The 25,645-nt window shown below is 40.6% G+C and carries 28 protein-coding genes; 14 read left to right on the forward strand and 14 right to left on the reverse strand.

Annotated elements, in window-relative coordinates:
* Positions 1 to 69: 69 nt before the first annotated feature.
* From GSR62_RS06870 to GSR62_RS06880, 3 genes are all read right to left on the reverse strand, one after another.
* A complete protein-coding gene (locus tag GSR62_RS06870; RefSeq protein WP_035447521.1) occupies positions 70 to 1,668 on the reverse strand; it encodes a CTP synthase in 1,599 nt (532 codons plus the stop codon).
* Between the two features lie 174 nt (positions 1,669 to 1,842).
* Positions 1,843 to 2,412, reverse strand: coding sequence for a DNA-directed RNA polymerase subunit delta (gene rpoE / locus GSR62_RS06875; protein WP_066024095.1), 570 nt, complete (start codon positions 2,410 to 2,412; stop codon positions 1,843 to 1,845).
* 44 nt (positions 2,413 to 2,456) lie between these two features.
* Positions 2,457 to 2,867 carry a YwiB family protein gene (locus tag GSR62_RS06880; RefSeq protein WP_035447523.1) on the reverse strand — a complete coding sequence of 137 codons (411 nt, stop codon included), beginning with the start codon at positions 2,865 to 2,867 and terminating at the stop codon, positions 2,457 to 2,459.
* A 119-nt stretch (positions 2,868 to 2,986) separates the two neighbouring features.
* On the opposite strand from GSR62_RS06880, the gene GSR62_RS06885 reads away from it, so the two are divergent.
* Positions 2,987 to 4,300, forward strand: a complete 1,314-nt coding sequence (locus GSR62_RS06885) for an HD domain-containing protein (protein WP_066024096.1) — start codon at positions 2,987 to 2,989, stop codon at positions 4,298 to 4,300.
* A 66-nt stretch (positions 4,301 to 4,366) separates the two neighbouring features.
* On the opposite strand, the gene GSR62_RS06890 is transcribed toward GSR62_RS06885, so the two are convergent.
* From GSR62_RS06890 to GSR62_RS06905, 4 genes are all read right to left on the reverse strand, one after another.
* Positions 4,367 to 4,735, reverse strand: a complete 369-nt coding sequence (locus tag GSR62_RS06890) for a DUF3899 domain-containing protein (RefSeq protein WP_010689658.1) — start codon at positions 4,733 to 4,735, stop codon at positions 4,367 to 4,369.
* A gap of 23 nt (positions 4,736 to 4,758) precedes the next feature.
* Positions 4,759 to 5,763, reverse strand: a complete 1,005-nt coding sequence (locus GSR62_RS06895; RefSeq protein ID WP_052006334.1) for a hypothetical protein — start codon at positions 5,761 to 5,763, stop codon at positions 4,759 to 4,761.
* Positions 5,764 to 5,856: 93 nt separating this feature from the next.
* Entirely contained in the window at positions 5,857 to 6,624 is a 768-nt protein-coding gene (locus GSR62_RS06900; RefSeq protein WP_035447533.1) for a YibE/F family protein, read from the reverse strand.
* A 1-nt stretch (position 6,625) separates the two neighbouring features.
* The gene (locus tag GSR62_RS06905) at positions 6,626 to 7,720 is read right to left on the reverse strand and encodes a YibE/F family protein (RefSeq protein ID WP_066024097.1); all 1,095 of its coding nucleotides are present in this window, start codon (positions 7,718 to 7,720) and stop codon (positions 6,626 to 6,628) included.
* 94 nt (positions 7,721 to 7,814) lie between these two features.
* On the opposite strand from GSR62_RS06905, the gene GSR62_RS06910 reads away from it, so the two are divergent.
* Together GSR62_RS06910 and GSR62_RS06915 are read left to right on the forward strand one after the other, a co-directional pair.
* Positions 7,815 to 8,780 carry a biotin--[acetyl-CoA-carboxylase] ligase gene (locus GSR62_RS06910; protein ID WP_035447539.1) on the forward strand — a complete coding sequence of 322 codons (966 nt, stop codon included), beginning with the start codon at positions 7,815 to 7,817 and terminating at the stop codon, positions 8,778 to 8,780.
* Positions 8,781 to 8,784: 4 nt separating this feature from the next.
* Positions 8,785 to 9,252, forward strand: coding sequence for a low molecular weight protein-tyrosine-phosphatase (locus tag GSR62_RS06915; RefSeq protein ID WP_066024098.1), 468 nt, complete (start codon positions 8,785 to 8,787; stop codon positions 9,250 to 9,252).
* 68 nt (positions 9,253 to 9,320) lie between these two features.
* On the opposite strand, the gene GSR62_RS06920 is transcribed toward GSR62_RS06915, so the two are convergent.
* Entirely contained in the window at positions 9,321 to 10,943 is a 1,623-nt protein-coding gene (locus tag GSR62_RS06920; RefSeq protein WP_066024099.1) for an ABC-F family ATP-binding cassette domain-containing protein, read from the reverse strand.
* A gap of 62 nt (positions 10,944 to 11,005) precedes the next feature.
* Positions 11,006 to 11,677 carry a DUF6198 family protein gene (locus GSR62_RS06925; protein WP_035447542.1) on the reverse strand — a complete coding sequence of 224 codons (672 nt, stop codon included), beginning with the start codon at positions 11,675 to 11,677 and terminating at the stop codon, positions 11,006 to 11,008.
* Between the two features lie 138 nt (positions 11,678 to 11,815).
* On the opposite strand from GSR62_RS06925, the gene GSR62_RS06930 reads away from it, so the two are divergent.
* Positions 11,816 to 12,040, forward strand: coding sequence for a hypothetical protein (locus GSR62_RS06930; RefSeq protein WP_035447545.1), 225 nt, complete (start codon positions 11,816 to 11,818; stop codon positions 12,038 to 12,040).
* A gap of 75 nt (positions 12,041 to 12,115) precedes the next feature.
* Here the strand turns inward: GSR62_RS06930 and GSR62_RS06935 are convergent, their stop codons facing one another.
* The 3 genes from GSR62_RS06935 to GSR62_RS06945 form a co-directional block, all read right to left on the reverse strand.
* A complete protein-coding gene (locus GSR62_RS06935) occupies positions 12,116 to 13,090 on the reverse strand; it encodes a ribose-phosphate diphosphokinase (RefSeq protein ID WP_010689673.1) in 975 nt (324 codons plus the stop codon).
* Between the two features lie 164 nt (positions 13,091 to 13,254).
* A complete protein-coding gene (locus GSR62_RS06940; protein WP_066024100.1) occupies positions 13,255 to 14,391 on the reverse strand; it encodes a site-specific integrase in 1,137 nt (378 codons plus the stop codon).
* A 403-nt stretch (positions 14,392 to 14,794) separates the two neighbouring features.
* On the reverse strand, positions 14,795 to 15,469 hold the full coding sequence (locus tag GSR62_RS06945; protein WP_066024101.1) for a helix-turn-helix domain-containing protein: 675 nt from the start codon (positions 15,467 to 15,469) through the stop codon (positions 14,795 to 14,797).
* A 135-nt stretch (positions 15,470 to 15,604) separates the two neighbouring features.
* Here GSR62_RS06945 and GSR62_RS06950 point away from each other — a divergent pair, with 135 nt between their 5' ends.
* The 10 genes from GSR62_RS06950 (at position 15,605) to GSR62_RS06990 (ending at position 22,173) form a co-directional block, all read left to right on the forward strand.
* Positions 15,605 to 15,802, forward strand: coding sequence for a helix-turn-helix domain-containing protein (locus GSR62_RS06950; RefSeq protein WP_066024102.1), 198 nt, complete (start codon positions 15,605 to 15,607; stop codon positions 15,800 to 15,802).
* 14 nt (positions 15,803 to 15,816) lie between these two features.
* Complete coding sequence (locus GSR62_RS06955) at positions 15,817 to 16,545, forward strand: Rha family transcriptional regulator (protein WP_066024103.1); 729 nt, start codon at positions 15,817 to 15,819, stop codon at positions 16,543 to 16,545.
* Positions 16,546 to 16,663: 118 nt separating this feature from the next.
* Positions 16,664 to 17,029: a hypothetical protein gene (locus tag GSR62_RS06960; protein ID WP_066024104.1), complete on the forward strand. Its 366-nt coding sequence runs from the start codon at positions 16,664 to 16,666 to the stop codon at positions 17,027 to 17,029.
* Complete coding sequence (locus GSR62_RS06965; RefSeq protein ID WP_066024105.1) at positions 17,010 to 17,318, forward strand: hypothetical protein; 309 nt, start codon at positions 17,010 to 17,012, stop codon at positions 17,316 to 17,318. Before GSR62_RS06960 ends, GSR62_RS06965 begins: the two co-directional genes overlap by 20 nt.
* Positions 17,319 to 17,443: 125 nt before the next feature.
* Positions 17,444 to 18,184 carry a helix-turn-helix domain-containing protein gene (locus tag GSR62_RS06970; RefSeq protein WP_066024106.1) on the forward strand — a complete coding sequence of 247 codons (741 nt, stop codon included), beginning with the start codon at positions 17,444 to 17,446 and terminating at the stop codon, positions 18,182 to 18,184.
* A gap of 34 nt (positions 18,185 to 18,218) precedes the next feature.
* Entirely contained in the window at positions 18,219 to 18,362 is a 144-nt protein-coding gene (locus tag GSR62_RS06975; RefSeq protein WP_161517661.1) for a hypothetical protein, read from the forward strand.
* 621 nt (positions 18,363 to 18,983) lie between these two features.
* On the forward strand, positions 18,984 to 20,021 hold the full coding sequence (locus tag GSR62_RS06980; protein WP_002837184.1) for an IS1595-like element ISSag10 family transposase: 1,038 nt from the start codon (positions 18,984 to 18,986) through the stop codon (positions 20,019 to 20,021).
* Positions 20,022 to 20,044: 23 nt separating this feature from the next.
* Positions 20,045 to 20,539 (forward strand): lincosamide nucleotidyltransferase Lnu(C), encoded by a 495-nt coding sequence (lnu(C), locus tag GSR62_RS06985; protein WP_019543803.1) that lies wholly within the window; start codon positions 20,045 to 20,047, stop codon positions 20,537 to 20,539.
* Positions 20,540 to 21,289: 750 nt separating this feature from the next.
* Positions 21,290 to 21,418, forward strand: a complete 129-nt coding sequence (locus GSR62_RS09610) for a hypothetical protein (protein ID WP_263850652.1) — start codon at positions 21,290 to 21,292, stop codon at positions 21,416 to 21,418.
* Positions 21,419 to 21,723: 305 nt separating this feature from the next.
* Positions 21,724 to 22,173 carry an ArpU family phage packaging/lysis transcriptional regulator gene (locus GSR62_RS06990; RefSeq protein ID WP_066024242.1) on the forward strand — a complete coding sequence of 150 codons (450 nt, stop codon included), beginning with the start codon at positions 21,724 to 21,726 and terminating at the stop codon, positions 22,171 to 22,173.
* Positions 22,174 to 22,900: 727 nt separating this feature from the next.
* Here GSR62_RS06990 and glmU read toward each other — a convergent pair.
* Both glmU and purR read right to left on the reverse strand, forming a co-directional pair.
* On the reverse strand, positions 22,901 to 24,301 hold the full coding sequence (gene glmU, locus GSR62_RS06995) for a bifunctional UDP-N-acetylglucosamine diphosphorylase/glucosamine-1-phosphate N-acetyltransferase GlmU (RefSeq protein WP_066024240.1): 1,401 nt from the start codon (positions 24,299 to 24,301) through the stop codon (positions 22,901 to 22,903).
* Positions 24,302 to 24,453: 152 nt separating this feature from the next.
* On the reverse strand, positions 24,454 to 25,287 hold the full coding sequence (gene purR / locus GSR62_RS07000) for a pur operon repressor (protein ID WP_004048778.1): 834 nt from the start codon (positions 25,285 to 25,287) through the stop codon (positions 24,454 to 24,456).
* Positions 25,288 to 25,645: the final 358 nt, after the last annotated feature.

The following is a 25,645-nucleotide window of genomic DNA, read 5'->3' on the forward strand; positions in this document are numbered from 1 at the left end:
CTGTTAACTACAACTCAATAATTATAGCTATTAAAAAAAGCACCTCAAATTGAAGTGCTTTTAAATGGTCTATTTTCCAGCAGCTGCAGCTACGAAAGCAGCAAATAAACCTTCTGGACGTTGTGGACGGGATAAGAATTCTGGGTGGTATTGCGCAGCCACAAAGAATTTGTTTTCTGGAATTTCCACAACTTCGACTAAATGGTTGTTTGGTGAAGTACCGGCAAAGACTAAGCCTTTTTCAGCCATGATCTCACGGTATTGGTTGTTAAATTCATAACGATGACGGTGACGTTGTTGGATCACGTCTTGGTTACCATAAGCTTCGGCTGTCTTTGTACCCGGTTTTAATTTACATGGGTAAAGACCTAGCCGTTGTGTACCACCCATATCTTGAATTTCAGCTTGATCAGCCATTAGATCGATGATCTTATTCTTAGCATTAGGATCAACTTCTGCTGTGTTGCTATCTTCAAGACCACACACATCGCGGGCAAATTCAATACATGCCATTTGCATTCCTAAGCAGATACCTAAGAATGGCACGTCATTTTCACGAGCATAGCGGATCGATTGGATCATACCTTCAAGGCCACGGTCACCAAAGCCACCTGGCACGATGATCCCATCATAGCTACCTAATTGTTCGGCTACATTTTCAGCAGTCAATTTTTCTGAATCAAAGTAATCGATATTGATCTTAGAATCGATCGCATAACCTGCATGACGCAAGGCTTCGTTGACTGAGATATATGCATCTGGTAATTGAACATACTTACCAACTAAAGCGATCTTAACTTCACCATTTAAGTTACGTACCTTATCAGCTAACTTACTCCAATCAGTCATGTCAGCTTCTGGTGTTTCAAGATGCAACTTCTTACATACGATATCATCCATGTGTTGTGCTTGGAGGTTCAATGGGATCTGATAAAGTGTATCTACGTCCATTGATTCGATCACAGCTTCTGGTTCTACGTCACAGAAGTTAGCGATCTTGTCACGCATACTTTGAGAAATTGGTTTTTCTGTCCGAACGACCAAGATATTTGGTTGGATACCTAAGCCACGTAATTCCTTTACACTGTGTTGTGTTGGCTTGGTCTTCATTTCACCAGCTGCATTCAAGTATGGTACTAAAGTCGTGTGGATGTAAACTACATTTTCACTCCCAACTTCAGACTTCATTTGACGCAACGCTTCAAGGAACGGAAGTGATTCGATATCCCCTACTGTTCCCCCAACTTCTGTGATAACAACATCTGCATCGGTGATCGTACCAGCACGCATGATCTTTTCTTTGATCATATTTGTGATATGTGGGATAACTTGGACCGTTGCGCCTAAGTAATCACCACGACGTTCTTTTTTCAAAACTTCTGAGTAGATCTTACCAGTTGTAACGTTTGAGTATTTGTTCAAATTGATATCAATGAAGCGTTCATAGTGACCGAGATCCAAATCAGTCTCTGTGCCATCATCGGTCACGAAAACTTCACCGTGTTGATAGGGGCTCATCGTCCCTGGGTCAACGTTGATGTATGGATCGAATTTTTGGATCGTAACTTTTAATCCGCGGTTTTTCAATAAACGGCCTAGTGAAGCGGCAACAATACCTTTGCCTAGAGATGAAACAACGCCGCCCGTAACAAAAATATACTTGGTCATTATTAAATGCTCCTTTAATTTAATTTATCAGGGTAGAACTAACAAAAATAACAAGCTCCCTATTCATCTCTTAGAATAGGGAGCTTGCCTTGCCGTACGTCTGACTTCACCTATAAGTGAAGCGCCCATATTGAATTTTACATAAAACACTGCTTGACGTCAAGCACAAAATTATTAATCTTCTAAATCAGCATCTGATAATTCAGTCAACTGACCTTCGATCCCATCTGGAAGATCATCTTCTTCATCTTCTGGATCGTCGATATCGCTTAGATCTTTGCTATAAGCTTTTAATTCGCGATCTTCATCATCATCGTCATCATCGTCATAATCATCATCTAGATCGACATCTTCTGGATCATCATCATTGTAATCGATCACGTCATCATCGTCAGTCGCATCAGCCAAGAAAGCATTGACTTTCTTACGCTTCTTGCGTGGACGAGTTTCTTCTTCGTCTTCAGAGTGAACGAGTGCTTCGTCGATCGATTCAAATGGATACCATGAGCGTAAGCCCCAAAGATTATCCCCTAAAGAGATGAAGCTGCCATCAACATTTAAATCTGTATAAAATTGCGCTAAACGGTCACGGATCTCTTGGTCGCTCTTACCAAGATATTCTTGAATTGCATTTGTTAAGTCAGCAAAGGCAATCACATCACCTTTTTGACTTAAAATTGCGTGTGCAACTTCGACCATTGATAATTCATTGCGGTTAGCATCTTTGAATTTTTCTAGCTCCAAACTGGTACACGTCCTTTCCACAGTTTACTCTTCATCTTACAATATTAAGCCTTGAATTGCAATTCTAATTTGTATTCTCCCAATAATTCTTCACCCGAATATAAGAGATATTCCACCTTTAACTCACCGCTAGTTTCAGCAAGCTGTTCATATCTGTAAGTCGTACACTTGACCGCCAACGGAATGATCCCATAAGCTGTCTTATACTTAGCATTGGTTTGCTGACCCTCAGCTAAATTTAATTGCAAAGCTAACTCCTTTTGGCGTCTAGTCAGCAATAATTCAGCTGGCTTGATCTTTAAAATCGTTTGGGCGCCAGCTTTAGCCTCGGTATACCGCAAATATACCGTTTCTCCCTTACGCGTCAACTCACCCTGTTCGAGCAATTCAAATTTTTCGATCTCACCCGCCTGAGTTTGGACCGTTTTTAATTTTATTTCCACTGGTACTTGCATTGTCAAAACGCTCTACCCCATTTCTAAACATGTACAATTGATCACTCAACGTATATACTTATTATAACAATAATTATTACGAAGGGGGCTTTAAAATCACAACTCGCTATACCTCAAAAATGTTGCCGTTAGAAAAAGTCTTGCGCGACCCGATCCATGACTATATCTATATCAAACACCAAGTCATTCTCGACCTGATCAACACCCGCGAGTTCCAACGTTTGCGTCGGATCAAACAACTGGGAACGACCAATTACACCTTCCATAGTGCCGAGCATTCCCGCTTTACACACTCGGTCGGTGTTTACGAGATCACCCGTCGGATCTGTGATCTATTTGCACGAAACTACGCCACTAAAATATCGGGTGATGGTGGTTGGGATGATAACGAGCGCTTAGTAGCATTATGCGCTGCACTTCTACACGATGTAGGACATGGCGCTTACTCACATACTTTTGAACATATTTTTGAAACCGACCATGAAGAAATGACCCGCACGATCATCACATCAGAAAATACCCAGATCAATGCGGTCTTAAAACAAGTCGCACCTGACTTTCCCGAAAAAGTTGCCAGCGTGATCGCTAAGACTTACCCCAATCTCCAAGTCGTGCAAATGATCTCTAGTCAGATCGACGCTGACCGGATGGATTATCTTTTACGCGATTCGTATTTCACTGGGGCTAACTATGGAACATTTGATCTGACGCGGATCTTACGCGTCATGCGCCCAAGTAAAAATGGGATCGTCTTTGAATACAGCGGGATGCATGCAGTCGAAGATTACATCATCAGTCGCCTTCAAATGTATCAACAAGTCTATTTCCATCCCGTTTCCCGCTCAATGGAAGTTATTCTGGGCCATTTGCTCAAGCGAGCTAAAAACCTCTATTTAGCTGGTAAATTACCAAAAGATTTTGCCGCCGAGCTTTTACAGCCTTTCTTCGAAAAAGATTTTACACTAGCCGATTACTTGCGCCTTGACGATGGGATCTTAAATACTTGCTTTGAAAACTGGCGGACTGCCAAAGATCCGATCCTAAGTGACTTAGCCCAACGTTTCTTAGATCGTCAGCCTTTAAAATCAGTGCGCGTCACAGAAGAACAAGCTGATCTATTACCAAAATTAGCCTCACTCGTGACCAATTCAGGCTATGACGCTAATTACTACACTGCAACTAATGATAGTTTCAACTTACCCTATGCGCTTTATGATTCTAAAGCTAAGATCAATTTGATCCAGCCAAATGGCGACCTAGAAGAACTATCCGAGGTCTCACCTCTAGTCAAGGCTGTGACTGATAAAGAACTGGGTGACGAACGTTTCTTCTTTCCAAAACAAATGTTAGGTACTCCTGAAGACCAACAAGAAGTCTTCCAACCTTACTATCAAGAATTTTCAGAGCACATTAAAAATGACCGGCTCATCTAATGCAGTGGCCAGTGGATAACGAAGGCCCCATCGTGATGCAAAACATCATGATGGGGCCTTCATTGGTTATAGTGTCACAATGACAGCTAAAATTATCATAAAACTCCCTAAAAGCAAGCAATTGAAGCTAAACTTTTTAAAATGGATCGGTGCATTTTTCTTCTCTGAAGCTACCCGCTTGATGTCGATCTTGCGTTTGGCAAATTCTTCATCACTTTCACCCTTGCGTTGGCGTTGGAACCAACCAGCCAACAAGTTAGCGTGTAGTAAAATGTCAAACATCATTAAACACAATAACGCTAATCCACTCATAAATAAAATATCTGAAACTAAAATATGGTTGCTAGTCAAACGCCCAATGATCGTTAAAAGCAACACGATCCCTGCGATCACTAGATCACCTTTGAGCCAAATGTTTTCTTTGACAAATTGCATTCTCTTTTCTCACCCATTATTTATTAATTAAGTTTTTCGTACTGTCCACTGACTTCATTTAACTTTTGTGCCACTCCACTGGTCAGGTCAAATTGATACATACCTTTCAAATTGGAAACTTGCGGATCGCTTGGACTGGTATGTCTGATCTCGATCTGGTAGTGACCATTACCGAGATCTTGAACATAATATTGGTCACCGGCTTCTTGTGGGATCGCAGTCGCCTTACGAAAAGCACTCAAGACATCTTGGTTGCTCATCTTAGCTGACATTGAGGAGACAGCCTCACTTGGAGCACTGGCGATCTCGCTACCAGTTTCTTTTTTATACTCTGAACTCAGTAACTTCGAGCTCCGGGCGTTAGTGTATCCAGCCTTAGACGTTGCGTTATTTGAAGTAGTTACCTCACTTGTACTAGTAGCGGTACTACTTTGTTCAGAGCTAGTCGTCGCTTGTGCTGAAGCGATCTTGGCTTTATAGCCACCTTCTTTTTCTTGTAACATCGCCACAGCTTGATACTTACTAGAAAGCGAATCTAACGCTTGTAAACTACCGCCCGCTGCTTGATAAGCACCAGCTTGATAGTATTGTTCAACTTCATCGGCATAATGTTTAGCCAACTTTACGGCTTGATATTCTTTTTCAAGTTCATTGACTTGTTTGACTAAAGCTGTCGGTGATTCAACTTTCTCTAATTGAGCTAAGTATTTCTCCGCTTCGGTCAACTTAGCTGCGGTCACAGCCTTTTTAGCTGCCAAGAGCGAAGCAAGATCAGCTTTTAATTCCCGCACACGTGCTGGGGCCTGCTTGATATTTTTGATCTTATTCAACTCATCATAAGCTTGCTTATTTTCACCTGATTCCAAATATGAAAGTGCATTTTGATAGCGTTCATTGACTTTGGCTTGAACTGTTTGACTAGTGCTTTCGCTAGTCTTAGTCTCTGTTTGACGATTCGAACAGGCACTCAAGATAAATAGCACACTAAAAAGCAAACAGCCCAACGTTAATATTCTTTGTTTTTTCATAACTATCAGCCGACTATTAAAAAATAGCTTTTCCTTTCCGCTTTAAACAAACAGCATAATGATCTTACAGTTACATTATACCATTTTGCGCACTCATTTATCGATCTGGGCTCGTTTTTCATTGAGCTTTTTCCCGACCAAATACGTTGTGATCCAGATCACCAAGATCACAGCGATTGCTGAATAAAGTACCGCTAAGCATTCTTTGACAAAGATCTTGGAATTTAAGTAATAACTAAAGCCTGCCTCTAATTTGTACAACAAAATAAATAGCGCTAGATCACTGCCAAACATTCCAAAAAATAACGTATTAAACGTCATCCCCATGATCTGAAAGCCGATCGTTTTACCACTTTTGAAGACCTCGGGTAAAGTGATCGTCGGTCTTTGTTCGATCAATTCATTTAACCCACTTGCGACCGCGATCGCAGCTTCTGCAATTGCCCCTAAAGTACTCAAGACTGTTGTGGCAATGATCAACTGCTCGAAATTGACTCCGACCAAAAGATCAAACGCCTCGATCTCTTCGGATTGCTCGTTAGCAAAACCCTTGATCTGAGCGAAATGATCCAGCGGAATGATCAAGATCAGCATCACGATCAACACGATCAACGTCGCCTTAAAAGCAATATTGGCCGTTTTTTCATCCTTATTTCCCATATAGATCGTGATCGCTAGGATACAAACTCCCGCAAAAAAGGCGACCCAGACTGGAGGCAAACCACCCGTGATCAAGATGACTGTTATAAACAAAATGACAAAGTTGAATACGGCACTAAAAAATGCAGTTAGACCAGCTTTACCACCAACAAGTAACATCAAACCTGCTAAAATAAGCGTTAAAATACTAATTGCCGACATTTTACTTCCCCCCTAAAAACTGGGCACTTAAAAAACTAGCTAACGGAACAGTCAAAACGATCCCGATCCCACTGATCAACGCTTGGACGATCCCTAAAGCCATGGTCCACTCAAACGTATAAGCGATACTGTTACCCGTCTTGAAATATAAGACCGACATCGCAAACGTTTCTGCAAAAAAGATTAGCAACAAAACATTGACTAGTGGTCCCATGACCGAACGTCCGATCACTTGACCCGATTTAAATAATTGTTGTTTCGTCAATTCGGGTTGGCTGCGTTTCATCTCAAAAAGTGTTGAAACGATATCAGTCGCCGCATCCATAACTGCTCCTAACAAACCGATCACTGTCGCCGCTAAGAAAAGTTGCTTAGGTGATTGGGTCGCAAAATCTAAAGCTTCATAGTGCACGCCTTTACTCTTAGTAAAATACAGAACTAAACAGCCAATGATTAGTGCACTAGTCGTCCCGAGAAAGATCGCCAAAAAAGTCACGCTAAATTGCTTGTTTAGCCCGATCACTAACGCCAGAGATAATGCGGTAAAAAGCAAGGCCGCTATTGCAAAAATCCAAAAGAAGTTCGTCAGATTCAAGAAGACATCTACTTGAACTATCAATAAAAACAAGACGAAATTTAAGATCACGCTCAACAACGAACGTATCCCTTGAAACTGTATCGTTAAATACAGTAAGACTACGACTGCCCAACTCAGCATTATCAAATAGACATCACGTTTATAGTGTGAGATCACGATGTCTTTTTGTCCACGATGTTCATGGATATTGACAAATATTTGTTGCCCTAGATGATATTTTTGATCAAGTCCACCTGATCTTGAATAAGTATTGTTGACTTTAAAACTTTGCCCGCGGTATTTACCATTCAATATCTCTAACGTCAAGGTCTGCTGGGTCGTCTCATCGCTGTTATTATACACATCGGTCGTTTTTTCCGGTGCAGCTTGCTTAACAGCTACCACTTTTCCGATCGGTTGTTGATATAAAAAAGCATCATTGCGCAAAAACAAATATAAACATAGGCCACTGACCAAGATCAAGGCTAGCTTGAGCCATGTTTTGGTGTTGACTTTCATTTTAGTCCCTCCAAAAATCAGTTTATTTAACCATATCACAACTTAGCCTCTAACATGTTAAAATATATCTAAACTTTGAAAAGGATGTGCCCCAATGAAAACGTCTGAACGTGTTTTAGAGTTATTGACAAGAAGTGAAACTTATCTTTCTGGGCAAGAATTAGCTGACCGTTTACAGCTCACCCGAGCCGCGATCTGGAAAGCGATCAAACAACTAAAAGAAGCCGGCTATCAGATCGACAGCAAACCACATGTGGGCTACCGCTACACCGATAGTGATACTTTGAATCAAACGGCGATCTTACAAGCTCTTTCTTCGGACTTAGACCTAGAACTCCAAGTATTTGACTCTCTTCCTTCGACTAATCTCAAAGCCAAAGAACTTGGATTAAACACTACGTTACAAACGCCACTAGTTGTGATCGCCGACCACCAAACAGCTGGCTATGGACGCTATCAACGAGATTTCATCTCACCTAAAAACACAGGGATCTATCTCAGTATCCTCTTAGCCAACAAGAGCACTGATTTTGACCCTGGACTACTTACGACGGCCACTGCCATCGCGGTCACGCGCACCTTAGAGAAAACACTGGCGCTAAAGCCCACGATCAAATGGGTCAACGATGTCTTAGTCGATGATAAGAAGATCTGCGGTATCCTGACCGAAGGGGTCGCTGATCTAGAGACCCAAAGTTTGAGCCAAGTGGTCGTTGGAACTGGGATCAACTTTTTGACCGAGATCTCAACTTTTCCCCCTGAGCTTCAAGCGCGCGTTGGAACTTTAGCCCCCTATGTCAAAAAAAATCGGCTCTCACGTAATCGTTTCATCGCAATTTATCTAAATGAATTCTTCAAAATCTACCAAAATTATACGACTGGTTCTTTTATGGATGAATACCGAGCTCACTGTGAATTGATCGGCAAACATGTCACTATCCAACGCCCGACCGGTACCTTAGAAGCACAAGTGATCGACATCAATGACCACGGTGCCTTAGTCTTAAAGAACGGACAAGTCTTGAATTCTGGTGAAGTTATCAAAGTTAGGAAGGTGTAATAATATGAAGATTATTTTTGTTTGTCTTGGAAATATCTGTCGCTCCCCGATGGCTGAAGCAATGTTTAAAGAGATGATCGCTTCAGCTGGACTGAGTTCTCAGATCCAAGTTGATTCGGCCGCTACAAGCACATACGAGCTCGGATCGCCTCCTGATAGTCGCACGGTCAAAGAACTGGCCAAACACGGGCTACCAGCCACTGGTATGATCGCCCGCCAACTAGATGAAACTGATTTTAACAGTGCTGACCTTATCTTAGTCATGGATAAAAATAACCTGCGGGATGCTAAACGAATGGCACCTGATAAAAAAGCCGCTGATAAGGTCAAATTAGTCTACTCACTAACTCCAGACAAAGAAGATCATGTCGTTGCCGATCCCTGGTATACCGGCGATTTTTCAACGACCTATGCTGATCTAAGTGAGGCTTTACCTCATTGGCTCGAATATCTAAAAAAGAAATTGAAATAGCCAGCTAAATAACGCGAGACCGACCAAGCTGTGTACTTGAGCGGTCCCGCGTTATTTGAACTGTTTTTTTAATATAATTCTTCGACTTGCTTTTGCACTGTTTCGTGACTCAAGAACTCATCGTAGGTCGTATCGAAGCGATCAACTACACCCTTACCTGATACTTCGATGATATGGTCAGCGATCGTTTGGATAAATTGATGGTCATGAGAAGTGAAGATCAACGAACCCTTAAAGTCGATCAACGCATCGTTTAAGGAAGTGATCGATTCCAGATCCAAGTGGTTAGTTGGGTCATCTAATAATAAGACATTCCCCTTTTCGAGCATCATCTTGGATAACATACAACGTACTTTTTCGCCCCCAGATAAGACCTTGATCTGCTTATCGATGTCATCACCTGAGAAGAGCATCTTACCTAAAAAGCCGCGCAAGAAAGTATTGTCGTTTTGTTCCTTATCCGCATATTGGCGCAACCAATCTAAGATCGACAATTCATCATTGTTGAAGTTAGCATCCAAGTCACGTGGCATATAACTTGGGATCGCAGTTTGCCCCCAAGTTACAGAACCAGTGTCTGGTTCCAACTTACCAGCTAAGATCTGCATCAAAGTTGTCGTTGCCAAATCGTTTCTCGAAATGATCGCTGCTTTTTCACCCGGGCGGATCATAAAGCTGACGTTGTCTAAGATCTTGACTCCATCGATCGTCTTGGAAACATTTTCGACCCGAACCAAGTCATTGCCCAATTCACGTTGCATCTCAAATTTAACGAACGGATACTTCCGTGAAGATGGCTTGATGTCATCTAACGTGATCTTTTCTAACTGTTTCTTACGTGAAGTAGCTTGTTTAGACTTAGAAGCATTAGCCGAGAAACGAGCGATAAATTCTTGTAACTCTTTGATCTTTTCTTCTTTTTTGGCATTCGCATTGGCTTGCAATTTAGCAGCTAATTGGCTTGATTCCAACCAAAAATCGTAGTTACCCACATAAAGCTTGATCTTACCAAAATCAACATCACACATTTCCGTGCAGACTTGGTTCAAGAAGTGGCGGTCGTGTGAAACAACGATCACGATCTTAGGATAATCGGCCAAGAAATCCTCCAACCAGCTGATCGTTTGCACATCTAGACCATTCGTTGGTTCGTCGAGTAATAAGATGTCTGGTTCACCGAAAAGTGCTTGAGCTAACAATACCTTGACCTTTTCACTTTCCGATAATTCACTCATCTTTTGGGTGTGCATGCTTTCTGGGATCCCAACTGATTGTAACAATTGAGAGGCATCTGCTTCCGCATTCCAACCGTCCATTTCGGCAAACTGCGCTTCTAGATCGGCTGCCTTTAACCCATCTTCTTCAGTAAAATCAGCTTTGGCATACAAAGCATCTTTTTCTTTCATGATATCATAGAGTTTCTTATGGCCTTGGATCACGGTCTCAAGCACTTCAAATTCTTCAAAACCAAAGTGATTTTGGTTCAAACTAGAGACCCGTTCATTTGGTCCAGTCGTGATCGTCCCTGTCGTTGGTGTCAATTTACCTTCTAATAGTTTTAGGAAAGTCGACTTACCAGCACCATTGGCCCCGATAACGCCATAACAGTTACCTGGTGTAAATTTTAAATTGACGTCATCATAGAGCAAACGTCCTGAGAAGTTCAAACTTACATCGCTTACTGTGATCAATGATATTTCCTCGCATTCTTTAAGTTATAATTTCTATTGTAACATATTACTGCACCAAAAACTCAAAGCTCCGTTGCTAAATTTTGGTGTTTAAGATTTGGAAAAACAACTTTGTCGGCTATCCCGACTATCGTGCCTTGAAAAGCCAAAGCAAAAAGTGTGCCAATATTTATCGCATATAGCTGATGCGTCACTACTAGCGAGATCACGATCGCCACGATCGGTGGTGTAAAAACGATCAATTGAGCTACCGTCGCATTACCATGTAGATATTTGAACCGCACGATCTGCATCAAGTCATCGACTGGATGAAGCATCCAATTGACTCGCTGATAGATTGAAATTGCGACTGCGATCAAGACAACGCCCAAACAATCCAGTATCACTTGCATCCACAGTGGGAGTTGCGTGATGTGTAATTTCAGTAATTGGACTTCAAAAACGCCTACTAACCACGAAAATGGCACCATAAAGAGCAAATTGCCCAAAACTCGTTTGAGATCAAACCGCCTCAAAATGATGATGTTAGTCACGATCACAATGATCCCTGATAAGATCAACATCGCACTCAACGTGATCGGCATGACTTTAGAAAGATTGACAGCCGCTGCGGTCCATAGGGCACTCCCTAAATTGATCGCAACAGTCAAAGCATTGCCTAAGCTATTTAAAAAGATCGAAAAAATAAAGTAGACTAATAATTGCGTCTTACTTAGCGTCTGTGTTGCTTGCATTTCCTACCCCCTGTTACTATCAGAGTAGGTCAGTATTTAAACTATGTCAACTCGTATAGCTACCGTTTTTCTACGCACTGAGATAAATTAGTGCTACAATTGATTTGTAGTTGAAACCATATGAAAGGCGTGAATTTTATGAGTGAAAATATCTTCTTTAATCCTGGTGACTCGATCGCTAGTGATTTTGACTTTGAAAATGCCTATGTTGCTGCACAGATCTATCACCACAAGGCTGCTAAACCAGTCTTGATCGCCCAAGAAAAAGATGGCAAGCCGTATTTTATCTTTGACGAAGCAACTGCAATCGCCGAAGAACACGCTAAAGCTAAAGAGTTTTCTGTCGTGAAGCGACTAAAATAAAAACTGTTTTCTTGATACAAAAAATAGGAGAAAGCATCTAGCCGAGCTAGGTTGCTTTCTCCTAATTAGTTTGAGCTATTTTCTCCGGAAACGAGTCGTAAATAATGGACTGACCGGTTTGTTTTCGTGGATCCGCTTGATCGCATCCCCGATAAGTGGCCCAACTGAAACTTGAACTAACTTATCGATCTGTTTTTCTTCTGGAAGTTGGATAGAGTCTGTCACTACCAATTGCTTGATCGGTGATTTTTCGATCCGTTCGATCGCTGGACCTGACAAGACTGGGTGAGTTGCGGAAGCATAAACTTCGATCGCACCTGCATCCATCAATGCTTGAGCAGCTAAAGTGATCGTACCAGCTGTATCGATCATATCATCGATCAAGATACAACGTTTGCCATCAACTGAACCAATGATGTTCATGATCTCAGCAACATTGGCACGCGGACGACGTTTATCGATAATTGCGATCGGTGCTTTCAAGAATTCAGCTAACTTACGTGCACGTGTCACCCCACCATGGTCAGGTGAAACAACAACAGCATCTTTATCCAAACCTTGAGTCAAGAAGTAGTCAGCCAACAATGGAGCACCCATCAAGTGGTCAACTGGAATATCGAAGAAGCCTTGAATTTGAGCAGCGTGCAAGTCTAACATGATCGCGCGGTCTGCCCCAGCTTTTTCAACCATATCTGCAACTAACTTGGCTGTGATCGGTTCACGTGAACGAGCTTTACGATCTTGACGAGCATAGCCGTAATACGGAATAACAACATTGATCGTAGCCGCACTTGCACGACGCAAGGCATCGATCATAATCAAAAGTTCCATCAAATTGTCATTGACCGGTGCTGAAGTCGATTGGATGATAAAAATTTCATCACCACGAATTGATTCTTCGATGTTGATGCGAATTTCACCATCACTAAAACGGTCAACAGAGGTCTTTCCCAAAGGTACGCCAACAGCAGCAGCAATTTTTTCAGCCAAAGGCTTGTTTGAGTTCAAAGCAAAAATTTTGATCTTTGAACTATTATAGTTTTCAGACATAGCATCCTCCAAAACAAATTTATCTAATTATAATACTATTCATTTATTCTACTAAAATCAAGCTTTTTAGAAAGGTTTTTTCTAATGCCTTGATACTAATGTTTTTTGGACCCCTAGTACTTCCTTGGGTCTCTTTTGGGTCTCCCCCCTTTATCATTGTAAAACTACCCAAGAAAGCGAACGAGTTTTTGGATAGTCTCTTTTTGATCTTGCCGAGTCAAGTGGGTATAGATATTAAGCGTAGTCGTTACGTCGCTATGCCCTAGCCTATTTTGTACTTCCTTGACGCTAGCGCCTGCAGAAAATAGCAAAGTAGCGTGTGTGTGTCTAAAACCGTGTAACGTGATATGTGGCAAGTTGCCAGCTTTTAAAAAGCCATTGCACCACGTTCTAACAGTTACAGACGTTACGGGCTCATTTTGTGGGTTAGTAAATACCGCTTGGCTTTTTGCTAGTGCATTGATTCCACGTTTTAACAAGTAACTGGCTTGCTGGACTTTCCAACGCTTTAAGATCTGCATTGTTTCCACGTCCATATCTAACAGGCGCTTACTGCCCCTTGTTTTAGGTGATTGCGTATTTTTATATCCCTTGGCGTCCATGGATACGGTCTTATTTACATCGATCGTATTATCTGCAAAGTTGACATCGTCCCACGTCAAAGCTAACAGCTCACCGATCCGCATGCCACTATAAGCAAGCAGCCTAAACGTCGTATAACGTAATAGGCTCTTTTTTTCTGCCAACGATAGGAACTTCTTTAATTGATCTGCATCTAAAAAATTATGATCGTTGCTTTTACGCTTACGCCGTGGCTTAGTCACCCGCTTAAAGTTGTTGATGTTGGTTAGATCCAACTTGATAGCATATTCAACGACCTTAGAAGCGTACACCACTAGAATATTAAACGTTGCCGGACGTGTCTTATACCATTGGTTTACAGCACGCTGGCACGTTGCTAACGTTAGATCGTCAATGTTATACGCCCCAAGCGTTGGTAGGATCCGACTTTTAAAATAGCTCTGCACCATGTAAAAAGTGGACTCTTTGACAGTCAAGCGGTACTGCTCTATCCAAAGATCGTACACATCCCGGAACTTCCGAACTTCCACAGGTTTAAAGTGGCCAACGTTAGCGATCTCATATTCTAACTTGACCAGCTCTTTTTTTGCTTGCGCCTTGGTTTTAAAGCCTGATCGCTTGATATATTTCTTTTTGCCCGTTGTTTCGTCGATACCTGCATACACACGAAAGCGATACAGCTTTCCTTTTGAATTTGAATACTCAACAATCTTAGCCATGTTTATCAGTCCTTTATCTTTTGATCGCACGGGCTAGGTGGCTTAAAGTAATGCACGATAATGCTAAGGCGTTGAGATCGTTATTCTATTGTGTACATATTGAGTAGCAAACAGAGTAGAAATTATCTACCTTGTTAGATCTGCATCAGGGATGCACTCATACGAAAAATCGGCTCAATGTTTGCAATTCGATTTTATCGAAGTACAAACTAGGTAAGTAGAAATAATCGACCTACCTTATACCGGACTTACAGCTCCAAGGGTTTCAGGCAACCGATTCGAAATTATCGAAGTGGCTCAATTACTACAAATTACTACTTTTACGCATATCGATCTAAGTTACATGCAGGCAGGTAAAAAATATTTACTTGCCTAAAAAATACTTTCGCAGGGATGATCGTTGTTAGTCCTTGGCGTTTGGATCGTTGTTAGATAATTGAGTTCTTAAATTTTGTATTTCATTTTCTAACATAGCTATTTTGCTTGAGTAATCATAAATTACATCTTCAAATAGACCACTTAAGTAAATTTTTTGGTTATCTGAAATACCAAAATTTGGATTATATATATTTGAATTTATTCTGTTAATGATTGAGTTATCTACATGACTAATAATCTCATATTCGTTATATTCATTAAGTTCGTTTCCCTGCAATCTTGCAAGAAAAGAATAATTATTAACGAAGGAATATTTATTAGTTATGAAATTTTTTAAATAGCTGTTTTTTTCAATTTCAGATATTTTTTTATTTAATATATCAGTAACCGTTATTTTTTCATCAGTACTTAAATTTTCCCAAATTATACTATGAATATCGTTGTCGTATTTTTTCCAACTATTTGGGTCTTTTAAGCCATCAGTTAAATAATTAATCAATTTACTTTTTGACAGCCCTAACCCCTGTAAATAGCCAACAGACACATCAAAATAATCTGCTAACTTTTGCCAAGTCTCAATTTTAGGGTTTCGTTGTCCTTTTTCATAAAAACTTAGCGAAGTAATAGAGATACCCGTTTTTTCGCTAACTTCTTGCAAAGTAACATTTTTGCTTTTTCGGAGTTCCTTTATTCTATTCATACAAATTACACTCCTTTCTAAGTAATAGAATACATTATTTTTTAACAAATGTAAAAACAATAGTTGTTTTTTTTACAAATATAAAATAAGATAGTTATGTGCTTATTTTTACAAATGTAAAAAGGAGGTATTTTCATGCAATTAACACCCGAGCAATTTAAATTGCTCAGACGCAAGCGGGGCGAGCTTAATTTATCGCTTACCGCACTAGCTGATGAGATCGGAGTCACAAGACCCACTATGACAAAAATCATTAATCACAATACACCCATCAAACCACAGACGGCCAAAAAAGTTAATGATTGGATCATCAAGCAATACATGAATGACTAGAAAGGAGCGACACCATGAACGACTTAGAACAACTAACCGAAGTCATGATAAAAGACCGCAAGGCGATCACAAGCAGTCTAAACGTGGCTGAAGTGTTTAATAAGCGACACAAACACATTTTAAGAAAAATTGATCAGATCAAAGATGATTGGAGCAAGGTAATTAGTTCTAAAGAGTTGGGCTCAAAAAGTAGCCCAGTAAAACAAAATGAATTGGGCCCATTTTTGGGCTCAACTAAAAAGAGGTTCAAAGATCATTTTAAGGAAAATACCTATATTGCTGAGAACGGTAGAACTGTAAGAAGTTACGATCTTGATCGTTTCGCATTCACAATGCTAGTAACTGGCTTTAACGGTAAAAAGGCAATGGAGTTCAAACTAGCGTATTTTAGCCGTTTCGATGAGATGGAGCAAGAACTAACCAAGCGTAACACCTTGTACGATATGGAAAAAGAACTAAGAAAACAGCTTACAGATTGTCTAAAGGATCACTATGCCGGGGATGATCTAAGCAATGAGATCCGAAACATGACGACACTTTTATATATGGTTTCGGCCGGAAATAATGCAAGCAAGTTAAAGCGTGATCGTGGCTTAGACGTCCGAACATCCGCATTCGCTAACGCTTTAACGAGTAACGAACGCCAAACCTACATAGCAAAGGAAATGCAATTGATTGCGTTGTATCAGATCGGCGTTACCGACTATCACGAGTTGAAAGAAAAACTAAAAGGGCCTGCATAAAGTACAGACCCTACATCCCTAGCCGTGACACTCAAATTTGAGAAACACGCATATAAGCCCCCGCAACAGCTTAACCCAAAACACCCACCCAATAAATGACGAAAGGAAAACGAACGGAATGGAACAACTTAGCACAGACGAAAAAAACATCTTGAAACTGCTAGGATATGGTGCAGATACTGCACGGACTACCGCTTACCTTGCTGGAATTACTGGACTAGATACCCGGACAGTAAGAAACATCATCAGACGGCTAGTGATCGATCACGGCGTCCCAATCGTGGGAGTTCGTAGCGGCGCAAAGCCCGGCTATTACATTGCTACCGATCAAGACGAACTAATACGAGCAAGCGGACCACTCATAAAAGAGATCAACCAACTAGCAAGGCGTAACCGAGCCTTAATATTCGCACATATCCGCACTGACTGGCTGGAATATCTAACAACTAAAGGAGATCAAGACAATGGCAAATCTGACATTTAACGTTGCTGGTGTATCTGTATCAGTAAACACCGCAGACCCTAACTTACTAAAAGAGCTACAAGAATTTAACACTAACTTGCGACTTGTTCAAACACTGCTAACTAACCAGCCTAATAGTGGCGGATATCTGACTGATACAGCTAAGACTTTCGGAGTCAAAGACGGAACTATTAAAAAGTGGGTCAAGAGAGGGATGCCAGTAGTCAAGTTGGACGGAATGCACGATTACTATGTATACCGCAACGTAATCAAGTGGCTAACAGATAATCAAGTAACACTTACGAACTAAAGAATACGATCCATAGAGCTATAACGATACAGCACGGGGCTAGGTGGTTTAAAGGTTACCTTTATGGATCGCTGAAATGAATTGAATAGACATGATGAAATTGACGAGCAAAGGGGGAAATTAAGATGGAACACCCAAACTATTATTCAATTTTACCCGCAAATGTTAGATATGATAAGCGCCTTGGCAAACCAAACGCCAAAATTTTATATAGTGAGATCACAGCATTAAGCAATAAAGATGGTTATTGTCACGCAAGCAATGGCTATTTTGCTAAATTGTATGACGTCGATAGTACCACAATATCCAAATGGATAAGCCTACTTGTTAAGTATGGTTACCTAGAACGTGAAGAAATTTATTACCAAGGGACTAAGCAAGTAAAAGAGCGCCGTTTATACCCTTTGACCACCCCCCTTGGCGCAAAAACCAAGCCCCCCCTTGGTCCAAACGCCAAAGATAATAATACAAGTATTAAATATTATATGATAACGACTTATGGTAAAGTCGTTGGCAGTGAGTTAATAAATAAATTAGATCTATTGAGTTATGCAGATGACAAACGGAAGTTAGATACTGCTAACGTAGTGATAAGGTTCAAAGATAAGCTTAACAGTGATCTATTGCTATACGGTATCAAACGTACTAGGGATAATCAGATAGCAGGTAAGAAGATCAAAAACGTAGCTGGTTATCTGACTAACATATATAAGCACTGGATAGAAGCAGGTATCACAGACATAGCAGAAGCAAAGGCAGAAAGTGAAGCAAGGTATAGGGAAGACGTAGACAAGGAAGTATACAGAGATATGTACGAAGCTGGATATACAGACATTGAAGAGTATAAAGAAGTTTACGGGGGTTAGTGGTAATAGTTCCCTTGTCAACCCCAAAGAAAACATGAAATTGCGCCCCGCCCGCCTAGCTGATGACGCATTGCATGAATTAGAACAAGAAAATAAGATCGTGGGTAATAACAGCCGTAATCTGATCTATTGGAGCGGTCTACTACTTGGAACGCCTGCACAACGTTATCACGCCTAAAGGTTATTTTACACCACGAGAGATAGTAAGACAGGTCAAAACCACTTGGATCGCTATACAGGAATATCTAAGGACATTGCACTAAACCGAATGCAAAGGGATGCACTGGCTCAAATGCTGGTACATCCCTTTTTAGATATTATTTTAAACGCCAAAATCAAACGTTATTCTTATATCTTACAACGCTTAATAGTTTCCGAGTGTAGTTATACTAGCAACAATCAGAAACGCTTAGACGTAATTATACAGCCATATACGATATAGAGTTCAAAGGCTACTACTTGACAAAACCTGACATTTTAGCAGACGTAACACTGGGCGAAAGACAACAAGCACATCAATAGCAAGGATCACGACGCCGGACGAAATATTTAATAAGTTCCTGCAAGTGTAACCAATGTAATTACAGTTACGGAGGTTAGAACAACCACCGTATTTATATATACGCAGGTCCAATCAGTAAGCGTAGTTATGTTTGCACTTATAGGTGAAAACATGGCTTAACAACCGTATCTATAAATACACTTGTAAAAGGCTCTGTCACAACAAATGGTTGATTTTTGACGAGAAATAGCGTATAATAATAGTAAGAAACAGTACCACCGAAGGAGGTAATTGGATATGCCTACTATCAAAGACGCATTAGATATTATCGGTAAGTTGACTGTCGCAGAGCAGGAAAGCCTTAAAACAATGCTTTTAAGTCCTGCCTTTGTAAAGTCTTTGAATATTGAAGATTTCGTAGCAAAGGAACGCTTTGCAAATGGTCGTGTATGCCCTCTTTGTGGCTGTATCCATGTGGTTCGCAATGGTCATCGTAAAGATGGCACACAGCGATATGTATGTAAGGATTGTGGCAAGTCCTTCGTGATTGCTACGAACTCCATTGTGTCTGGTACAAGAAAAGACTTGTCCGTGTGGGAGCAGTACATTGATTGTATGATGAATGGCTTATCCATTCGTAAGACTGCTGTTGCTTGTGGGATTCACAGAAACACCGCATTCCTTTGGAGACACAAGATTTTGGATGCACTTCAGAATATGGCAGACGATGTTACCCTTGACGGCATTATTGAGGCTGACGAAACTTTTTTCGCCATCTCGTACAAGGGCAATCATAGCAAGAGTAAGACATTTGCTATGCCACGCAAGGCTCATAAGCGTGGTCATTCTACACATATCAGAGGCTTGTCCCAAGAAAAGGTATGTGTTCCTTGTGCGGTTAATAGGAATGGCTTGTCTATCTCCAAGATTACGAATACTGGTAGAGTTTCTACAAGAGATTTACATCATATTTATGATGGTAGGATTAAGACCAATTCCACTCTTGTTACGGACAAGATGAACTCCTATGTGAGATTTACAAATGCCAATGGCATTGACCTTGTGCAGTTAAAGACTGGCAAAGCCAAGAAAGGCATTTATAATATCCAACATATCAATAGCTACCATAGCCAGCTAAAGAGGTTTATGCGTGGCTTTAACGGTGTTTCTACCAAGTATCTGAACAACTATCTTGTGTGGAATAACCTTGTAAATTACGCCAAAGAAAGCGACATGGAGAAAAGGAACATCTTCTTAACTTTCGTTTTGGCAACATTGAAAACTGCTAAATGCAGAGATTTATCAAACAGACCAGCAGTTCCTCTGGTCGCCTAATTAGAATTTGTGGAGATGATAAGATGGTCAATATAACAGATGTAAAACAGATTCTTCAATTTGCAATAGATGCGGAGATTAAAGTCTTTCTTGATGGTGGCTGGGGTGTAGATGCTCTTCTTGGATATCAGTCAAGAGCCCATAATGATATTGACATTTTTGTAGAAAAGAACGATTATCAGAACTTTATAGAAATAATGAAAGCTAATGGCTTTTATGAGATTAAGATGGAATATACAACATTGAACCATACTGTATGGGAAGATTTGAAAAACAGAATTATTGATTTGCATTGTTTTGAATATACGGACGAAGGTGAAATTCTTTATGATGGGGATTGTTTTCCGGTAGAAACTTTTTCGGGTAAAGGAAGAATTGAGGAAATAGAGGTTTCCTGTATTGAACCATATAGTCAAGTAATGTTCCATCTGGGATACGAGTTTGATGAAAATGATGCACATGATGTGAAGTTATTGTGTGAGACACTTCATATCGAAATTCCAAATGAGTATAGATAACTGCAAATAACAGTTTGTAGGGGAGTTCTGATACTCCCCTATAAAAATGGCTATTTATCAACTGTTTGTTGTGACATAGCCTTGTAAAATATCCGGCTAGAATGCTAACAATTGCTAACATGAATGATAGCAAATGATAACGTAAAATGATGGTAAATGATGGTATAAAAAAGCAACTCACAGAGCTATCAGACCGTTTTAAAACAGCAACCAGCAGCCCAAGAATAAGCCAAAAAAAATATGAGTACAAATTGAAAAAGTATGCATACAAAAATGCAAAAAGGTGTGCACACTTTTTTTAGTGCCGGAATAGCTATTTTAGGCGTTCCGATCGTGTGGAGATGCTGACAAATGTTGACATGAAACGCTAAGAATTACTAAGGTTATACCCTAAGAAAGCCTAAGGTAAATTGCTCAGATATGCTCAGATAATTTTATGACCGTAGTTACAGTTACGGACATAAAAAAGCGCTATGTAACTGCAGATACACAGCAAATAACAACCGTAGCTACAGGTACGCTTGTTAAATAACGACCGTACCCGCAGGTACACCCGTTAAATTGACATATGCACTTACAAGTGTGCATGTTGAAACGAAGTAACTTATAGGTGCAGTCGTCGGATCGCTGACAGTTGCAAAATATGCAATAGCCACTAAAAGCGCCAGGAATTAAATAGGCCAAAAAGTTTGCTGATGCCTTGTATATCAATGGTTACATGCTTTTAAATCATCAAAAAAAGTCTGATTTTTGGCTAAAAAGCGGGTATATAGCTATCGTTCCTACTCCCGCAAGTTTATCAAGGAAATGACAACGCTTGACGATATCGCAGAATTTAAAAGGTTGCTGGCTGATCGTGAGAAAGAATTGCAAGAATAGAACCAATCAAGGGAAACGCTACTAGGTTTATCACAAAAAAGTTAAAAACCTAGTTTATCCAAAAAACTCACACGAGGGGCGACCCCCCTATAAAAATATTTCAAATTTCAGCCCCGGCGTAAGATAACGCTATTGTGTGCGCTCTTTCGTTCCAATGCTAAGGGGCGGGGGTATTTTTCGCTTCTAGGCGTTTTTATCAGATTGCGAGTATAATTATATTCAAATACTCTTAACACTCTTAAAACGCAAAATATAGCGTAATAGAGTAATACCCCCCCGCTTGATAGGTAAGGAGCGTTGCAATGATGAAATTATATGCACCAGAAACACGGGAGATAGACTGCAGTCAAACACGTAAAAACGTTGCTAAGTGGTTTGACGTTGAATATAGCAAGTACCAACGCTTAGCAAGTTTGCCCCTATTGCCAAATAGCGTCTTGTCGTTAGCACCAGCAAGAAGCACAGCACACGCCAACACCGCAGAAGATAGAACAGTTTCCCGGGCAAACGCCAAGCAAGTGTTAGAGTTTGTAAATGCAATCATTGATACATTAGACGAGCGATCACAGAAGATAATACGATCCCGGCACATTCAAAAATTACTTAGTTGGCAAGTTGAAGAGATAGTTAATCTTAGCAGACCGCAATTATACGTCCAAGACTGCAAAGCATGCGCACAGTTTGCGCAGACTATGGACATGACAGCAGGCACGAACCTAGCAGCATACAAGGAAACATCAGACAATGAAAGATAAAACACTGTTAGAGTGACTAATCGCATTGGCGTTACTAGAATTATTGCAGGGCGTAAGGATTGCTTTATACATTGGTGTAATGTAAAACAACAAAGGGATGCATGCTGTAACATCCCTTTTTTACTGCACAAAAAAGCGCCCTGGCACGATCACCAAGACGCTTAAAAGGACCATTCAAGCATGAACGATACTAAGAACGTTGAAGTATCCACCAGCATTATAACATAGCTAACAGCACAATAAAAAGGCCCTTGACGCCCGTAGACGCTCAAAGAGCCGATAGCCTATATCTTGTAATCATTATAACAAAAAGCCCCGCAAAGAGAACGGGGCAATAAACGGAGATAATATGAATGTCCTTACTTTTTGACAATCACATTATAACATACATCCCTAGCAACAAAAAACGCCCCGAGATCCGGAGCGTTCAAGGAGTTACCCAGTCCGAAAACCGAGAACGTAAGAAATCATGTACAGCAATAGAATTATAGCACAGAACAAAAAAACGTTAGATCACTCTAACGCTTAAATATCGTGTATTATTTTAAACCACCTAACCCGCTTTTTGGGTCTCCCTTGGGTCTCTTTCGAGGTCTCTTTTTGCCATTTTTTGGGTCTCTTTTTTCAAATTTTAGCATTTTTGACATTTAAAAACCGCTTACCCACGGGAAAAACTGTCCCGGGAGCATTTCAAGCTTTTTAGAAAGGTTTTTGTATTTGAAATAAACTAAGCCTTATTTTTGCTCTCTGCCGCTGCTTTTGCAACTGGGTAACGATCATAATATCCTGGCTTGTTTACTTGACGTCCACGTGCGATCGCCATATCACGTGAAGCTACATCGTCTGTGATCGTTGAACCCGCTGCCACATAGGCATGGTCTGCGATCTCGACTGGTGCAATAATGTTCGAACCACTTCCGATAAAGGAATACTCGCCCACATTGGTGTGATGTTTGTTTTGACCATCGTAGTTGACAAATACCGTACCACAGCCCACATTGATCTCCTTGCCAAGGGTCGCATCCCCTACGTAAGTTAGATGACCAACTTTAGTATTTTTGCCTAAAGTAGCCTTCTTAATTTCAACAAAGTTACCGATATGCACGCCTTCGCCAATATCAGCTTGTGGTCTCAAATGGCTGTATGGCCCGATATTAGAACCGTTACGCATGATCGCACCTTCAAGGAAAGAAGCTTTCACTTCGATCCCATCTTCTAAAATCGTATCGCGCAATTCAGAATGTGCCCCGATCACACAATCTTCCCCGATAACGGTCTTGCCTTTCAAACTGACCCCCGGTTCGATCACGGTGTCAGCTCCGATCTTAACGTCAGCTTCAATATAAGTCGTCGCTGGGTCGATCAAGGTGACCCCATTTTTCATATGCAACTCGTTGATCCGGCGCTGCATGACTTTGGTTGCCTTAGCTAATGCGATCCGGTCATTGACACCCATTGATTCTTCGAATTCATCCATGCAGTAAGCTCCAACTGGGCGACCTTGAGCTTTTAAGATCTCGATCACATCAGGTAGGTAGTATTCGCCTTGAGCATTATCATTTTTCACTTCATGCAAAGTCTCGAATAAGGCTTGGTTATCAAAGCAATAAACACCTGTATTGATCTCATTTACCAAAGCTTCTTCTGGTGTTGCATCTTTTTGTTCAACGATCTTTTCAACTTCATCGCGATGATTTCTGATCACACGCCCATAGCCAAATGGTTCATCAGTTTTAGCTGTCAAAACAGTTGCGACCGCGCCACTTTGTTCGTGTTGTTCAAATAACTTAGCAAATGTTTCCGCTGTAAATAATGGGGTGTCGCCACATGTAACTAAGGTCATTCCTTGTTTGTCACCTAAAAGTTCTTCGGCTTGTAAAACAGCATGCCCTGTTCCCAATTGTTCAGCTTGTAGAGCATATTTTGTGCGTTTTCCTAAAGTTTCTTCAACTTTAGCAGCCCCATGGCCGACGATCGTCACGATCTCATCGATCTGATCTTTTTCGAGTTCAGTCAAGACGTGGTCCACCATCGCCTTACCACAAACCGGATGTAACACTTTGTATAATTTTGATTTCATTCGTGTGCCTTGACCCGCTGCCAAGACAATTGCATATTTTGCTGTCATTTCAGAATTTTGCCTCACTAAAGAGGCATTCCTTTCTCAGAATAATTAGTAAATACTATTTAATGATAAACCACTCCCCCCCTAGTTTCAAGCGTCCAAACCCAACCAAAAAAGCGCTAAACACCTGACTTGATGTTTAGCGCGCAACGGCTTTATTTGTTACCAAATACTTTTTCTAAATAGTTTCCTGGGCTAACAGAGATCGTCTTATCTAAAGTATTGACTTGATCAACTTTTAGCAGCGAAGTGTAGTCATCGACCATGCGTTTTCCATCAAATGAACCTTCAGCAAAAACTGTGATCCCGACTAAGTTTGATTCGAATTCTTCGATCATTGACTTCATCCCGTTGACTGTGCCGCCACCTTTCATGAAATCATCGACGACCAAAACATTCGAACCGCGCTTAAGACTACGCTTGGACAATTCCATCTTTTCGATCCGTTCGCTTGAACCAGATACATAGTTGACCGAAACCGTCGAGCCTTCAGTGATCTTAGAATCACGACGTACGATCACAAATGGTACATTCAAGTAGCTGGAAACACTTTGAGCGATCGGGACCCCTTTAGTTGCCACTGTCATCACCGCATCGATCTGCTTATCGATATATTGGCGTGCGATCACGCGCCCAACTTTACGCAATACATCAGGTCGACCTAAAAGATCAGACAAGTATACATATCCTCCCGGCAAAAGGCGATCTTGTTCTGAAAGTTCAGCTGTCATCTCTTCAATAAATTCACGAGCTTCATATTCTTCCATTGAAGGAATAAAGCGCGCACCACCTGCTGCACCTGGGATCGTCTCTAAAATACCGATCCCACGTAATTTGAAAGTCCGCTTAATAATGGCAAGATCTTCGCTGATCGAAGACTTCGCTGATTCATAGCGTTCAGCAAAAAAGGTCAGCGAGATCAATGTATGCGGTGATTCTAGGAGATATCTCGTCATATCGATCAATCGATCACTTCTTCTGGTTTTCAAATTTATTCCTCCAATGTTTTTGAAATTTTAGTTACATTATACGTTATCAAACGGATTTTTCCTAGTTTTTAAGCTTTAAATAATTTTAAAGTTCGTTTTTTAGGCAATAAATCCCGATCAAAAATTGTTTTATCGGAGATTTTCTCTTCTTCTGATTAACGTTCGGTTCTGAAACAAACTATTATAGATTATCACTGTCACCGGCTAGCGTCAACACTTTTTTAAAAATTTACTTCAGGATAAATATATAACTTTTTATGTATAAAAATTATATAAACCAAATTTAATATGAATAAATATTAGTTTTTAGTTGAATTGTTTGCATAAAAATTGTATGATAACCTCAACAAATGTATAA

It is taken from the genome of Ligilactobacillus animalis, from assembly GCF_009933595.1.
GTDB lineage: Bacteria > Bacillota > Bacilli > Lactobacillales > Lactobacillaceae > Ligilactobacillus > Ligilactobacillus animalis.

Coding starts and splice junctions, on each gene's coding strand:
- GSR62_RS06915 (WP_066024098.1), top strand. CDS start 8,785: ATGAAGATTATTTTTGTTTGTCTTGGAAATATCTGTCGCTCCCCGATG.
- GSR62_RS06935 (WP_010689673.1), bottom strand. CDS start 13,090: ATGTCTGAAAACTATAATAGTTCAAAGATCAAAATTTTTGCTTTGAAC.
- GSR62_RS06890 (WP_010689658.1), bottom strand. CDS start 4,735: ATGCAATTTGTCAAAGAAAACATTTGGCTCAAAGGTGATCTAGTGATC.
- GSR62_RS06940 (WP_066024100.1), bottom strand. CDS start 14,391: ATGGCTAAGATTGTTGAGTATTCAAATTCAAAAGGAAAGCTGTATCGC.
- GSR62_RS06870 (WP_035447521.1), bottom strand. CDS start 1,668: ATGACCAAGTATATTTTTGTTACGGGCGGCGTTGTTTCATCTCTAGGC.
- GSR62_RS06900 (WP_035447533.1), bottom strand. CDS start 6,624: ATGTCGGCAATTAGTATTTTAACGCTTATTTTAGCAGGTTTGATGTTA.
- GSR62_RS06950 (WP_066024102.1), top strand. CDS start 15,605: ATGCAATTAACACCCGAGCAATTTAAATTGCTCAGACGCAAGCGGGGC.
- GSR62_RS06905 (WP_066024097.1), bottom strand. CDS start 7,720: ATGAAAGTCAACACCAAAACATGGCTCAAGCTAGCCTTGATCTTGGTC.
- GSR62_RS06980 (WP_002837184.1), top strand. CDS start 18,984: ATGCCTACTATCAAAGACGCATTAGATATTATCGGTAAGTTGACTGTC.
- GSR62_RS06970 (WP_066024106.1), top strand. CDS start 17,444: ATGGAACACCCAAACTATTATTCAATTTTACCCGCAAATGTTAGATAT.
- GSR62_RS06880 (WP_035447523.1), bottom strand. CDS start 2,867: ATGCAAGTACCAGTGGAAATAAAATTAAAAACGGTCCAAACTCAGGCG.
- GSR62_RS06945 (WP_066024101.1), bottom strand. CDS start 15,469: ATGAATAGAATAAAGGAACTCCGAAAAAGCAAAAATGTTACTTTGCAA.
- glmU (WP_066024240.1), bottom strand. CDS start 24,301: ATGACAGCAAAATATGCAATTGTCTTGGCAGCGGGTCAAGGCACACGA.
- GSR62_RS06965 (WP_066024105.1), top strand. CDS start 17,010: ATGGCAAATCTGACATTTAACGTTGCTGGTGTATCTGTATCAGTAAAC.
- GSR62_RS06930 (WP_035447545.1), top strand. CDS start 11,816: ATGAGTGAAAATATCTTCTTTAATCCTGGTGACTCGATCGCTAGTGAT.
- GSR62_RS06960 (WP_066024104.1), top strand. CDS start 16,664: ATGGAACAACTTAGCACAGACGAAAAAAACATCTTGAAACTGCTAGGA.
- GSR62_RS06990 (WP_066024242.1), top strand. CDS start 21,724: ATGAAATTATATGCACCAGAAACACGGGAGATAGACTGCAGTCAAACA.
- GSR62_RS06895 (WP_052006334.1), bottom strand. CDS start 5,763: ATGAAAAAACAAAGAATATTAACGTTGGGCTGTTTGCTTTTTAGTGTG.
- GSR62_RS06925 (WP_035447542.1), bottom strand. CDS start 11,677: ATGCAAGCAACACAGACGCTAAGTAAGACGCAATTATTAGTCTACTTT.
- GSR62_RS06910 (WP_035447539.1), top strand. CDS start 7,815: ATGAAAACGTCTGAACGTGTTTTAGAGTTATTGACAAGAAGTGAAACT.
- GSR62_RS06885 (WP_066024096.1), top strand. CDS start 2,987: ATGTTGCCGTTAGAAAAAGTCTTGCGCGACCCGATCCATGACTATATC.
- GSR62_RS06955 (WP_066024103.1), top strand. CDS start 15,817: ATGAACGACTTAGAACAACTAACCGAAGTCATGATAAAAGACCGCAAG.
- GSR62_RS06975 (WP_161517661.1), top strand. CDS start 18,219: ATGAAATTGCGCCCCGCCCGCCTAGCTGATGACGCATTGCATGAATTA.